The sequence below is a fragment of the Methanobrevibacter smithii ATCC 35061 genome (assembly GCF_000016525.1).
Taxonomy (GTDB): domain Archaea; phylum Methanobacteriota; class Methanobacteria; order Methanobacteriales; family Methanobacteriaceae; genus Methanocatella; species Methanocatella smithii.
The window spans coordinates 1,675,423-1,688,376 of sequence record NC_009515.1 but is presented as its reverse complement, the minus strand read 5'-3'; the positions used below and the strand labels follow the sequence as shown (position 1 = coordinate 1,688,376).

Genomic DNA, 12,954 nt, shown 5'->3' with positions numbered 1-12,954 from the left:
CATCAAAATAAATATGTAATAATGTAAATATTTAAAATTATTTACACAGATTATAAAATAATCTTAAAATTATCTAATATAATAATATTATAGATACTAATATTTAAAGTTAATGGTATTTTAACTTAAAAAAGGATTATAACACAAAAATGAGAAAAAAATCCAATCATTTTTGTGAATCAGGAAATCCTAATTAGTCAAGAGTTGGATAATTAGGACTTTCATTAGTAATTAATAAATCATGAGGGTGGGATTCTTTTATACCACTACTTGTGATTCTAACAAATCTTGCTTTTTCTTGCATAGCTGCAATATCTTTAGCACCACAGTAACCCATAGAAGATTTTAAACCTCCAACAAGTTGGAATAAAATCTCATTAACAGTTCCTCTGTAAGGTACAGCACCTTCAATTCCTTCAGGAACATATTTTGTATGATTCATCTTACTTTTAGATCCTTGGAAGTATCTGTCTGCTCCTCCGTCGTACTCACTGGTCATTGCTCCCATGGAACCCATTCCACGGTATTTTTTGTATTGTTTTCCATTCATAACAACAATTTCACCAGGAGCTTCGTAAGATGCTGCAAGTAAATTACCCAGCATTACTGCATCTGCACCGGCACCGATAGCTTTTGCAATATCTCCGGAGTATCTGATTCCACCGTCAGCTATTACTGGAATACCATATTCCTTAGCTACATCAGCAACTTCTGAAATAGCTGTAAGTTGTGGCACACCAACACCAGCCACAATACGGGTAGTACACATTGAACCTGGACCTATACCTACTTTAAGGCCATCTACACCCATAGATGCCAAATCTTCAGCAGCTTCTGCAGTAGCTATATTACCTACGCACAAATCAGCATCAATATTGTCCTTAATGGTTTCAGTGAACTTAACCACATTCATATTATGAGCATGAGCACAGTCAATAGAAATAATATCCGCACCAGCTTGGTCTAAAGCCATTGCTCTGTCTAAATCAAAAGGCCCTGATGCAGCAGCCACTAAATAATTACCGTCTTTATCACGAGCAGCATTAGGATATTGAGCTTGGTTTAAAATATCTTTAATAGTGATGATTCCAACCAATTTGCCGTCACGAAGTACAGGAAGTCTTTCAACTTTATTTTCATAAGCAATGTTTAAAGCTTCTTCTGCAGTGATTGGCTCTTCAACAGTTACAACATCAGATGTCATAATGTCTTTTACAGTTTTGTCAACACCTTTTTTCAACACAGGCCTAATATCTCTTTTAGAAATGATACCAATAATTTCATCATTGTCTACAACCGGAAGACCACTGATTAACTCATCATTCATTTTTGCCTGAACATCGGCAATTGTAGAATCAGGGGTAATTGTTATAACATCACGTATTGTTAAATCTTCAGCTGATTTAACTTTTTTAACTTCTTCCACTTGTTTTTCCTGAGTAATATTTCTGTGAATTACTCCAACACCACCTTCTTGTGCCATAGCTATTGCCAAATCTGATTCAGTAACAGTATCCATAGCAGCACTTAAAATTGGTATATTCAATTTAATATCTTTTCCTAATTTAATTTTAGTATCAATGTCTTTTGGTTCCACATAACTTGCATTAGGAGTTAATAAAAAATCATCAAAAGTATAAGCTACTTTTGCTTCTTGAACTTTTTTTGAAAACATTTAAAAAACCACACCTATCTAAAATGAATCACATAATTCTTTAAGCTCAGCTACAGCGGTGTGATGTATTTTACCAGTGTTACGATCACCACCTACGCAAGCAGCTCCTCTAATACCTACAACATCACATCCAATATCGTTTAAAGGTTTTAACTGTTCTTTTTTAACTGAACCTGCAAGAGCTGTTTTCAAACCATAACTATGAGCTTCATTAACAAATTTTTCTAAATCTTCAATACTTAAATAATCAAATAATGTATGACCATCTTTAACAGCAGTATCAAGCATAGCCAAGTCGCATCCAGCATCTTTAGCTACTTTTGGAATTTCCATAGGGTCAACTGCACCAACACGGTGTGCATCTGCATAACCTGAAGCTACAACAATAGTATCATTATCAACATCTTTAATTGTTTTAGCCACATTTTCCATAACTTCAACTGCTTCATCATAATCTTTTGTTCCATATAATCCTACTTTAATATAATCTGCTCCAGAAACATGAGCTCCCATTGCCGCAAGAGAAACAGTACCCGGTTTATAAGGCACATCACCTAAAGTTGCACTAACCAATTTATCTTCAGGGGTTATCTCCCTAATATCCCTAATAACCCAAGGGAAATTAGCACCTAAAGATCCTTCTTTAGGATTTTTTACATCGACAATATCTGCTCCACCTTTAATAGATTCAAGAGCTTCTTCATGATTTATAGGACTTATTAATAGAAGCATGTATTTCCTCCGTTTTTACATTTTAAATATAATAATTAAATATTGTATAACCTTACTTATAAATATTTATTATTTAAAAATCAAAAAAAAATTAAAAGTTGATAATAAATTATTTAAAATAGTAATATTAAAAAAATATTTAATATGAAAACATTGGATATAGTTGTTCCGTGTTATAATGAAGAGGAAATGCTTCCAATATTTTACAGGGAACTTTCAAATAATCTGAAAAATATAAACTGGAATGTTATTTTTATAAATGACGGATCAAATGACAACACTTTAGAAGTTATCAAAAAACTTAAAAACAGCTATGGCAATGTTAAATACATCTCATTTTCAAGAAACTTCGGTAAAGAATCTGCAATATATGCAGGATTAGACTATTCTACCGGAGATTACATCGTATTAATGGATGCTGATTTACAAGACCCTCCATCATTAATTCCAGAAATGCTAAAATATATTTCTAAATATGATATTGTAGGAACACGTAGAGTCACAAGAAAAGGAGAACCTCCAATCAGATCATTTTTTGCAAGATTATTCTATAAAATAGCTAATAAAATAACTAAAATAGAGCTTGTTGATGGTGCAAGAGATTTCAGATTAATGAAAAGAGAAGTTGTAAATGCAATCCTTGATTTGAAAGAGTATAACCGTTTTTCAAAAGGAATTTTCCAGTGGGTCGGATTTGAAACAAAATGGTTAGAATATGAAAACATTGAAAGGCAAAAAGGAGAAACCAGCTGGTCATTTTGGGAACTGTTCAAATATTCCATTGAAGGAATTGTTTCTTTTACAACAGCTCCTCTTCACATAGCTACAATTATAGGAATTTTCTTTTCAATTATTGCATTTCTATCCATTATAGTCATTGTTATAAAAACCCTTTTATTTGGAGATCCTGTAGAAGGTTGGCCTTCAACTATTTCAATTATCCTATTTTTAAGTGGAATTCAACTGTTTGCAGCAGGAATAATTGGAGAATATTTAGCTAAAATTTATTTGGAAAGCAAAAAAAGACCTCTTTATATTATAAAAGAAAAAGATTAGTAAGGAGAATCTTTTTCTATAACCGATTTACTTATTTTTTCATGAGCTTTTGGACGAAGCTGTGAAGATTTTCTCATTTTTTCAATTATGTCATTTGTAGGAATAGAAACCGGGCAATTGATAGTGCATAAACCACACAAAGTACATTTATATAATCCTGATTCAAAGCATTTTTCATCATTTTCAATGAATTTACTCATAGCCACTCCGCGACCGCCCAAATAATTGTTAAATCCGAATTCATTCCCAACAGCATTATATACAGGGCAGTTGACTATACAGTTTCCGCAGCCAATACACCACAGACATTCTTCCCTGGCTTCACTTCTTCCATTGTCCAGTAAGATAACAACCACCCTTTCTGCACCATACATATTTTTAAGAAGTTTTTTCTCAATATCTGCTGTTTTGGAAGGTCCTGAAATTACATTGATATAGGAAGTTACATAATTTCCAGTTGCATAAACTGTTTCAAGTTTTGCAACAGACATCGCATCTTCCAGAACAGGTACAAATTTATCAATTCCAGCTACAATAATATGCAAATCTTTTAGGGAAACCAATGAAATATTACCCTCATTATGAACTAAAACAATAGACCCCTCTTCAGCCGCTACAACATTAGCTCCACTTATACCTACAGTTGAGTTTTCAAGACGTTTTAACACATCTGCTCTGACAACTTCCATAATTTCACGTGGAACCCTTCCGACATTGGTTTTCATTGATTCATTGACAATACTGGCTATCTCATCTACATTTAAATGGGATGCCGGACCAGTTGGATGAACAGGTTTATTATCTTCTTTTTTCAGTTGTAAAATCCTATCTCCCAAATCAGTTTCAACAACATCATATCCTTTAGCTGCTAAATTACTTTTAAGTTCAATTTCACCTAAAGTATTGGATTTTGCTTTAGCTATTACTTTAGAATCGCTTTCATCCAACAGATCATAAATAATATTTAATGCATCATCTTTAGTTTTAGCATATTCCACATCAATGCCATTTCTCCTGAATGATTCAACAGCTATGTCCATCAGTTCCTCCTTATTGGCAATTGACTCCTTTTCAATTTCCCTGACTCTTTTTTCCAATCTTTTAATGGAAGACGAATTTTTAATCTTAGAAGACCTATCCTTAACTGTTTTAAATGACTTTCTCATTGTTTCAAGTTCACTTTCTTTCATTATTCTCCCCCATATTTAATTAAAAATTCAGTTAAATCCAAAACTTCCAAATCATGACCTTTTAAATTAAGTTTACAAAAAGGACATGCAGTAATAAGTGCCTTACATTTTGTATCTTTTGCCTGGCTGATTTTGGCATCTGCAAGTTCCGATGCAATTTGAGGATAAGCTGATTTTACTCCACCCCCAGCTCCACAGCATAGGCTGTCTTCTTTAATATTTTTCATTTCAATCAAATTAGCTGCTGATTTGATAACTTTCCTTGGTTCATCAAATACTTTACAGTGCCTTCCCAGATGACATGAATCATGATAAGTAACGTTCAAATCTTTTTTATCAAATTTCAGCCTGCCCTCATCAATCAGAATAGCCAACAGTTCTGAAATATGAATAACATCCAAACCTTCATAATCCTGAAGCAGAGTTTTATAACATCCCGCACATGAAGTCAGTATTGTTTCATCACCAAAAACTTCAGTATTTTTAGCTATTTGTTTTTTAGCTTCCTTTTCAAAACCTGTTCTAAGCAAGACTGAACCACAACATTTTTCATCATCCAATACATGATAATCAACATCAGCTAATTTCAACAGCTTTTCTGTAGCATCAGCAATACCTGTTTCTTTTTGTCTTGCAGTACATCCTCTAAAATATAACATTGCAATTATTAATATGGTGTTATTACTAATATATATGATGGATTTTAAAATTTAATTTAAAAATATGTTTTTTAGAAAAAAAAAGAATTGAATAAAGTTAAAATAAAAAAATAAGTTGTCTAATCCTCATCATCAGATAAGGAAATTTCATTAGATAATGCTATTTCTTTAACCATTTTATTGATGTCATTTTCTAATTTATCCAGCTTGTAATATAATCTAACTATAATATAAGCCATTACAGCAAATACCACAATAACAATAAAATCCAGCCCTCTTGTTATTCCAAATAAATTAGCAAAGACCATACTGATATCTGGAACCAGTGCAAATAACACTAAGAAAATCCACAATATAATCCAAAGTATTAATGTGCTAATTGTATTTTTTCCCTTTCTAACACGTACAGCAAACCATAAAATAGCCAATACTGCAATTACAGGAAATAAGAAAGAATAAAAAAACATTAAAATCACCTTTTTTAATCGAATAATTTATGTCTAATCATTGTAAACAATATTTTAATTCCAACTTTGTAGTTAGTTCCTTTTGCCTGTGTTTCAGGAGTGTAAATAGTCTCAATTGTCACTTCTTCAAAAGGAATATTATTGTCATTAATTTCCCTTATAAATTCTGAAGAAATTAAATAACCCTGAGCATTGATTGATATTTTATCCAATGCACTTCTGGTCAATGCCCTAAATCCGGTTTGGGAATCAGAAACATTAACTCCATAGAAAATATGTGTTAATATATTCATTACAGAATTTCCGAAATTTTTAGATTTAGGCATATCACTTAAAGAACGTACACCAATAACTGCTTCAGCCCTGCCAGCAATCAAGGGTTCAAGAACCCGTTCCAAATCATCAACAGAATGCTGTCCATCCGCATCAATATTTACAATATATTTTGGATTATATTTTAAAACAGCTTCAAAACCAGTCTGCATAGCTAATCCAACGCCACGATTAATAACATGAGAATAAATAAAAATATTTTCAGGATATTTCATTTGAACATCCTTTAAAACATCCAAAGTACAATCACTGGATCCGTCATTAACAAGAATTATTTTAAACCCCATATCAGCTATTGCTTCAATTACTGGCCTAACTCTTGTTTCTTCATTATATGCTGGAATAATAACATAAGTTTGTTTTCTATCTTCCATTGATACTTTAAATTCACTTTTAGCAGTCATCTAAATACACTTTTTATAATGGACCTACATTAGGCTTTCCTTCACGGACCCCTGTTCCAGCTTCTTTTCTCATAGCTTTTGGATGATACATCATTTTAATAAGATTTTTTGCATGTTCACGTGCTCTGTTTTCAGCCAATACCTTAAGATCTTCAGGATTGTCCTCTTCATCTTCATGGACAAATACTTCTAAAATATGTTTATTAGTCATCAACTGTGCATTAATAAGACCTGTAGATGCTTCATGGGCACACACTTTATCTTTTTCCATAGGCCCGGGCATTCCAAGTGCCATTACAATATCACAATTTTCTTCTTCAATTAGAATTTTAGCTGTAACAGGCAAATCTTTAACTCCAGGAACTGTTTGGCGAATAATAGTTAAATCTGTAGCATTATTCTTTAATTCATCAATAGCCGCAGCTCCCATATCAAAACGAGCAAAAGTTGTATCACAAATTCCAATCCTCATAAGTTCACCTTAAGCTAAAATCTGTTATTTTTAATATATAACTTTTTATTAATTTTTCATCAGTTCAAAAATTTTATCTTTGGCTTCACTGATTGTTAAAGGATAATCATTATTTTCAATATTTATCTGATTTTCATCATTCAATGCTTTAAAAAGTTCAGATATTATTGGAAGCTTCAAATTAGCTTTTTCAATTAAATCTTCATTGGAAAATATTTCCTTAGGTGTTCCCTCACCTATGATTTCACCGTCAGCCATGACAAATATTTTATTTACATATTTGGAAACCAAGTCAACATCATGAGTTGAAATTACAATTGTAATTCCTTCCCTGTTAAGTTCAGATAATAAATTCATGATTTTTATCGCACCCTGAGGATCCAAACCTGCTGTAGGTTCATCCAAAATCATTATTTCAGGCCTCATAGCCAATATTCCTGCAATAGCTACTCTTTTTTTCTGTCCGCCACTTAAATGATGTGGTGCTTTTTTCTCAAATCCTTCCATTCCAACTCTTTTTAAAGCTTCTTCTACCCTGTTTTGAACTTCATCCATCGGCAATTTCAAATTTAACGGTCCGAATGCAACATCTTCCTCTACACTTGGTGCAAATATCTGGTTGTCAGGATTTTGAAAAACTATTCCTACTTTCTGCCTGCATTTAATTAATGCTTTTTTGTTATACTTTAATTTTTCACCATCAATTAAAATTTCACCGTCATCAGGTTCGTGAATTCCATTGAAATGCAAGAATAATGTTGATTTTCCTGCCCCATTTTTACCAAGTATTGCCGCCATTTCTCCATCGTTTATTTTTAGGCTCACATTTTTCAGAGCTTGTGAATCATCATCATAAGAATAACTAATATTTCTTGCTTCTAACACTAATCATCACTCCTATTTTGAGGTTTGTACATTGGAATCTCACCATCATATCCTCTAGAATCTAGAGAATGCTGCAGTGATTCTGCTTTATCCATAGATCTTAAAAATATATTGCTCCCCAACATTGCTACAGATTTAAATGAAGTTTTATATCCATTATAACCTAATCTTGTTTCCTGTGCTTTTTTCATTATATCAATTTCATTTAAAAATATGAATATTGTATTATACATAAGCAATGCAATTTCTATTACTATTTTAGGTACTTTTATAACTTCCAAAGAATGTAAAACCTCTGCTATTGGGGTAGTTAAACCTAAAAATCCCAAACATGAAAAACATGCAAAAATTCTAAAAAAAGTATAAATTGCCAAATCAACTGCATCCTGCCTTATTGCAATTCCATAAAAATGACTGTCCCAAACAATATTTCCAGTTCCAAAGAAAAATAATAAAAATACGCATGTCAGTATTGTAAAAACTGCAGGAATTGAAATAAACTTTAAATAGGATTTAAATGAAATTCCAGCTACTGCCACTATTAAAATTAACATTAAAGCAAAGATAATAACATCAAAATATAAATTATTCAAAATTAATGTAATTATCATTAATCCCATAGCTATAGCTATCTTATAATAGGAATTCATTAAAGTTAATCTGTTATGATGAGCAATGTAGTCCATGTCAAATTTCATAAAAATCACTAAAAAAAAATAAAATGAGGAAATTAATCCTCTTTTTTAGATTGGCCTCTCCAATAACCAAAGGCATATCCGATTATCAATGCCCCGATAGCTGCTTGAAGTGCGAAAAGTAAACTTTCAATTTCACCGCTTGGTGGTTCCCATATAGATGAGAACCATGGTTCATAACCTGTTTCTTCAATAGCTTCTCCAGCTTGGTCATCAGCTCCGCCAAAGTATCCTTCGTCTTCACCATAGCCGTTATACATTACTAACGGTGCAATAAACAAAATAATTACAACTGCTAATAAAATGATTGATGTTGATTTTTTCATAATAACCACCTAGTTTTCCTTAGCACTTAATACATCAAGTTTTTTCAACAATTTTGGTTTATATGCTTTCAATCTATCCCAAATAATCACAGTCAAAATACCTTCACCAATTGCCAAAGGAATTTGAGTAACAGCAAATATTATTAAAAATTTGTATAAAGCTGCTCCAAAAGTAGGAAGTGGGAAAGCAAGAGCTAACTGGAATGATGTAGCAACATAAGTTAATAAATCTCCTAAAAATGCTGCAAAGAAAACTCCAACAATAGATGGAACATCTGCTTTTATTAAAGCTTTATATACAATCCATGCGACAACAGGACCTACAATACCCATTGAAAATATATTTGCTCCTAAAGTTGTAATTCCACCATGAGCAAGTAATAATGCTTGGAAAATTAAAACAATTGAAGCTAACACTGCAGTAACTGCAGGTCCAAATAATACTGCGCCAAATCCGTTACCAGTCGGATGTGAACAACTTCCAGTAACAGACGGTAATTTCAATGAAGATAAAATAAACATAAATGCACCACTTACAGCAATCAAAGCTTTAGATTCCGGTGTGGTTTCTGTAATCTTCTTTATCTGATATACACCGTAGAGCACTATTGGTATTGATATAATAAACCAAACAGCACACCACTCTGCAGGTAAAAAACCTTCCATAATATGCATAATTATATTCCTCCAAAATAAGCCAAAAACATACTCATTCTCTTTAACCAATCCAACAAAAAATCAAATTGGTATTACATTATTTTTATGTTTATCATATATAAATTTTACTTGAATAATGAACTAATTATAAAAATTCAAGGCAAAAAATAAAAAAAATATAATAAAATTAAAAATAAAATTCGAATTAGACAAAGATAGTATGAAAAGTATTACTAAATTAAGTACACCAAAAAATAATTCCTAATTTATATAACTGTTAAAATACAATAAATATAAACCAACTACAAATTACTAAAGGCGATTCCAAATGAATATTAAAAATAACTTAATATTAGCACTTGATGTAACCAATAAAGACAAAGCAATTGAAATATGTAAAGAAGTAAGCCCCTATATCAATACAATAAAAATAGGATATCCATTGACATTAGCTGAAGGATTAGAAATCATTAAAATTATAAAAGATGAATTTGGTGCAAATATAATCTGCGATTATAAAGTTGCAGACATTGACGCTACCAATTCCAAAATCTGCGATTTAACATTTGATGCAGGAGCAGATGCAATAATCTGTCACGGTTTTGTAGGTTCCGACAGTGTTCAGGCTTGTCTAGACAGTGCAAATAAACACGAAAAAGAAATATTTTTACTTACTGAAATGTCACATCCGGGAGCTAAAATGTTTTTACAAAAAGATGCTGAAGCTATAGCTAAAATGGGAGTTGATATGGGAATTACCAATTATGTTGCACCGGCTACAAGATTAGACAGATTAAGTGAAATAAGAAACATTGTAGGTGATGATGCCTGCATTATTTCTCCAGGTGTCGGAAAACAGGGTGGAGATGCTAAAAAAACTCTTGAATTTGCAAGTGCCATTATTGTTGGAAGAAGCATTTATGAATCAGATAATCCTGCACTGGCCTGTGAAAAAATAATAAAGGATTAAAAAATCCTTTTTAAATTCTACTTTTTTTAAATAAACCATTTTCAGATATTGAACCTGCAACTAGGTATGCGAACTCAAATAATATAAACAATACAAAGAAAAATATATTGAATACACCGCAAACAGCCAGTAAGAATATTGCTACTTTCATTGCACACCTATATTCAAAAAAGTAATTTAAAAATTTGTTTTCAGTTAAATTACTTATTAATTCATGTCCTATTTCATCTAAAAGTGCTGAAAATATACATATTAATAAAATAACCACACTTAACTCCGGAATGCCCATAACTAATGAAATCAATACAAACAATACCAAAGTTATAATATGATGAATTCCGTCAACTTTTAAGGCAAGCAAATTACCAATTAAAATTCCGATAAATATGTATGCTGCAGATGCACTTGATACTGTTGCAAATGCTGAAGTTATTGCACATAACAGTCCCAGTGCAATAGCTAATGACTTGTCATCACCTACATCACAGGCATCATCGGACAATTTCATGAAAAATCCACTTAAGAAAAATAAAACAGCCAAAATAATATAACTCACTTAAAATCACCATAAAAATAAATCAGATCTTATCTAATGCAGCAGCATAGATTAACGGGAAGATAATTGTAACATCTCCAACAACAGTAGCTAAATTAGATCCGCATTTTGCTTTTGACCATGATTTAGCTTCTTCTAATGGAGCTCCACCTAAACTACCTGCTTCCGGCCTATCCATTGTTATCTGAACTGCACAGTCAAGACCACCGTTTAAAATATTTGAAGCTAAAGTATAATGTTTTGTAAGGCCTCCTCCAAGTAAGATTCCACCTACCTTTTCGCTGCCAAATACAATATCTGACAAATAAGGCATATCTCCAGCTGCACTTATTGTAAAATCATGGTCCTGTGAAAAAATCCATAACTGCAAACCAATCATACAATCAATAATACCTGGAGCGAAAATTGGAACATTATTTCTTGCTGCAGTAGCTATAAAAGAATTTTCATCATCAATCAACATTCCAATTTCATAAATTAATTCCTGAATAGATATTACAGGTTTTTTAGCAGATATTATTTCAAATAATCTATTTATTTCCTTTTCAAAAACTTCAAAATCATTGGATCCCACATTAATATCAGCTATTCTGCCAATTCCTTCAGCATTAAGTTCCTCATCATCTTTTCCTTCATCCCTGTAATGAGCTCCACCAAATGCTTCAAGTAAATCATGAGTAAGATTAGCTCCGCTTGATACGATTAAATCCACATGACCTTCCCTTATCATTTGAGAAACAATATTTCTCATCCCCCCAGGAATTAAAGGACCTCCAAGGCTCATAAATACATTTGTATCTTCATCTTTAATCATATTTGCCAGAATATTAGTAGCCCTTGCAACTCTGCCAGCACCTAAAACATCTGATGCTTCAAATTGAGCCACCAAATCACTTACTTTCATATCTTTAGAAATGTCTATCTGATTTACTTTCATTAAATCACTTGTAAAAAATAATTATTGGGTAATAATAGGGAATTGACTTAAATTTGTTATGGAATTAATTAAATCTGTTCTTGTAACAATTCCAAGTAAATTATTATCGTTATCAGCAATAAGCACCCTACTTATTGCTTTTTTAAGCATTATTTCAATAGCATTAGCTATTCTCATGTCTTCATTAACGATTACAATATTCGTAGTCATTAAATCTCCAACAAGCAAATCCTCTTTATTATTAGCTATTGCTCTAACAAGGTCAGTTACAGTAAATACTCCTACTGCTTTACCATCCTCCATTACAGGAGCTCCTTTAATATCATTAAACGCAAAAACTTCTGCAGCTTCCTTTAAAGTAGAACTGACTTTTAAAGATACTACATCACGGCTGGCTATATCGCCAACAGTATTTTTAGGAATACTTCTAATTGTAGTAGTGTCTACAAGCAAAATATTGTCCATATCATCCCTACCTACAATTTTACCCATTACTCCCAAATTGTTAACTGGTGTAGGGCCTATTCTAATGGTATCTCCCAAACTTAAATCCTTAATGTTTCCTAAAACTTTAATAGCTGCCTCACATTCGCCAGGCTGTGGAATACTTGTAAATTCAATTTTTGCAACTGAAATATCTTTTAATTTTTCCCCATCTTTATAAATAGGTACATTAAAATCCTTATCAGTGACTGAAATGTTTAAAGAGTGATAAGCTTCTACAGTAGGTTTATAACCACCACGAGGCCCTGGTACTCCTTTAACCAAACCTAAACTTCTAAGAGATTGCATCTGATTACGAATTGTTCCCGGATTTCTACTCATAATTTCAGCAATGTCTTCACCTTTAATAGATCCGCCGTTAGCAGACTGGTACAAATTAATTAATGTTTGTAAAATTTCTTTTTGTACTGATGTTAACATGAAAACACCTAAATAT

At 32.0% G+C, this 12,954-nt stretch carries 16 protein-coding genes; 2 read left to right on the top strand and 14 right to left on the bottom strand.

Features of this window, described 5'->3' with window-relative positions:
* Positions 1 to 193 precede the first annotated feature (193 nt).
* Positions 194 to 1,675 carry an IMP dehydrogenase gene (gene guaB / locus MSM_RS08165; protein ID WP_004033627.1) on the bottom strand — a complete coding sequence of 494 codons (1,482 nt, stop codon included), beginning with the start codon at positions 1,673 to 1,675 and terminating at the stop codon, positions 194 to 196.
* Positions 1,676 to 1,693: 18 nt separating this feature from the next.
* Positions 1,694 to 2,407, bottom strand: coding sequence for a (5-formylfuran-3-yl)methyl phosphate synthase (locus tag MSM_RS08160; RefSeq protein WP_011954643.1), 714 nt, complete (start codon positions 2,405 to 2,407; stop codon positions 1,694 to 1,696).
* A gap of 144 nt (positions 2,408 to 2,551) precedes the next feature.
* On the opposite strand from MSM_RS08160, the gene MSM_RS08155 reads away from it, so the two are divergent.
* On the top strand, positions 2,552 to 3,463 hold the full coding sequence (locus tag MSM_RS08155; protein ID WP_011954642.1) for a glycosyltransferase family 2 protein: 912 nt from the start codon (positions 2,552 to 2,554) through the stop codon (positions 3,461 to 3,463).
* Here MSM_RS08155 and MSM_RS08150 read toward each other — a convergent pair.
* From MSM_RS08150 to MSM_RS08110, 9 genes are all read right to left on the bottom strand, one after another.
* Complete coding sequence (locus MSM_RS08150; RefSeq protein ID WP_011954641.1) at positions 3,460 to 4,653, bottom strand: LUD domain-containing protein; 1,194 nt, start codon at positions 4,651 to 4,653, stop codon at positions 3,460 to 3,462. The two genes, MSM_RS08155 and MSM_RS08150, sit on opposite strands and share 4 nt — an antisense overlap.
* Positions 4,653 to 5,312 (bottom strand): (Fe-S)-binding protein, encoded by a 660-nt coding sequence (locus MSM_RS08145; protein ID WP_004033623.1) that lies wholly within the window; start codon positions 5,310 to 5,312, stop codon positions 4,653 to 4,655. Before MSM_RS08145 ends, MSM_RS08150 begins: the two co-directional genes overlap by 1 nt.
* Before the next feature lie 119 nt (positions 5,313 to 5,431).
* On the bottom strand, positions 5,432 to 5,779 hold the full coding sequence (locus MSM_RS08140; RefSeq protein WP_004033622.1) for a DUF2304 domain-containing protein: 348 nt from the start codon (positions 5,777 to 5,779) through the stop codon (positions 5,432 to 5,434).
* Positions 5,780 to 5,793: 14 nt separating this feature from the next.
* Complete coding sequence (locus MSM_RS08135; protein WP_011954640.1) at positions 5,794 to 6,516, bottom strand: glycosyltransferase family 2 protein; 723 nt, start codon at positions 6,514 to 6,516, stop codon at positions 5,794 to 5,796.
* Between the two features lie 13 nt (positions 6,517 to 6,529).
* Positions 6,530 to 6,988, bottom strand: a complete 459-nt coding sequence (ribC, locus tag MSM_RS08130; protein ID WP_004033615.1) for a riboflavin synthase — start codon at positions 6,986 to 6,988, stop codon at positions 6,530 to 6,532.
* A gap of 48 nt (positions 6,989 to 7,036) precedes the next feature.
* Positions 7,037 to 7,873, bottom strand: coding sequence for an ATP-binding cassette domain-containing protein (locus MSM_RS08125; RefSeq protein ID WP_011954639.1), 837 nt, complete (start codon positions 7,871 to 7,873; stop codon positions 7,037 to 7,039).
* Positions 7,873 to 8,571: a cobalt ECF transporter T component CbiQ gene (gene cbiQ, locus MSM_RS08120; protein WP_004033611.1), complete on the bottom strand. Its 699-nt coding sequence runs from the start codon at positions 8,569 to 8,571 to the stop codon at positions 7,873 to 7,875. Before cbiQ ends, MSM_RS08125 begins: the two co-directional genes overlap by 1 nt.
* 32 nt (positions 8,572 to 8,603) lie before the next feature.
* The gene (locus tag MSM_RS08115; RefSeq protein ID WP_011954638.1) at positions 8,604 to 8,894 is read right to left on the bottom strand and encodes an energy-coupling factor ABC transporter substrate-binding protein; all 291 of its coding nucleotides are present in this window, start codon (positions 8,892 to 8,894) and stop codon (positions 8,604 to 8,606) included.
* Between the two features lie 9 nt (positions 8,895 to 8,903).
* Positions 8,904 to 9,569 carry an energy-coupling factor ABC transporter permease gene (locus tag MSM_RS08110; protein WP_011954637.1) on the bottom strand — a complete coding sequence of 222 codons (666 nt, stop codon included), beginning with the start codon at positions 9,567 to 9,569 and terminating at the stop codon, positions 8,904 to 8,906.
* A gap of 310 nt (positions 9,570 to 9,879) precedes the next feature.
* Here MSM_RS08110 and pyrF point away from each other — a divergent pair, with 310 nt between their 5' ends.
* Positions 9,880 to 10,521, top strand: coding sequence for an orotidine-5'-phosphate decarboxylase (gene pyrF / locus MSM_RS08105; RefSeq protein ID WP_004033605.1), 642 nt, complete (start codon positions 9,880 to 9,882; stop codon positions 10,519 to 10,521).
* 10 nt (positions 10,522 to 10,531) lie between these two features.
* Here the strand turns inward: pyrF and MSM_RS08100 are convergent, their stop codons facing one another.
* The 3 genes from MSM_RS08100 to MSM_RS08090 are packed head-to-tail and all read right to left on the bottom strand — an operon-like array spanning position 10,532 to position 12,938.
* Positions 10,532 to 11,077, bottom strand: coding sequence for a hypothetical protein (locus MSM_RS08100; RefSeq protein ID WP_011954636.1), 546 nt, complete (start codon positions 11,075 to 11,077; stop codon positions 10,532 to 10,534).
* 22 nt (positions 11,078 to 11,099) lie between these two features.
* Entirely contained in the window at positions 11,100 to 12,014 is a 915-nt protein-coding gene (locus MSM_RS08095) for a deoxyhypusine synthase (RefSeq protein ID WP_004033600.1), read from the bottom strand.
* Positions 12,015 to 12,035: 21 nt separating this feature from the next.
* Positions 12,036 to 12,938, bottom strand: coding sequence for a CBS domain-containing protein (locus MSM_RS08090; RefSeq protein WP_004033598.1), 903 nt, complete (start codon positions 12,936 to 12,938; stop codon positions 12,036 to 12,038).
* Positions 12,939 to 12,954 lie beyond the last annotated feature (16 nt).